Annotated in this window: 1 protein-coding gene; it reads left to right on the forward strand. The window is 57.9% G+C overall.

Annotated features, from left to right (window positions below; genetic code table 11):
- A partial coding sequence (locus tag M977_RS23975; RefSeq protein WP_157092153.1) for an Ig-like domain-containing protein occupies positions 1 to 347 on the forward strand: 347 nt, incomplete at both ends.

Raw genomic sequence — 347 nt, forward strand, 5'->3', positions numbered from 1 at the left:
CCGTGGCCGGTGACAACGTGGTGAATGCCACCGAGTCCCGGATGCCGACGATGATTTCCGGTGTGGTGAGTGGTGATGCGCAGGCGGGCGATAACGTCGTCGTCAGCGTGAACGGCCATGAATATCACGGCAATGTTGTGACGGATGCCAATGGTCAACTGCGTTACGAAGTACCGGTACCCACCGCGGCGCTGAATGAAGGCAACAATGACGTACAGGTAATGGTCACCGGTGTGGATGCGTCCGGTAACACCGCGATTGCGGTTGAGCACCAGAACGTGGTGCTCGATACCCAGGCACATAATGCCCTGACCATCGAAACGGTGGCGGGTGACAACACCGTCAAT

Source organism: Buttiauxella gaviniae ATCC 51604, from assembly GCF_001654835.1.
GTDB lineage: Bacteria > Pseudomonadota > Gammaproteobacteria > Enterobacterales > Enterobacteriaceae > Buttiauxella > Buttiauxella gaviniae.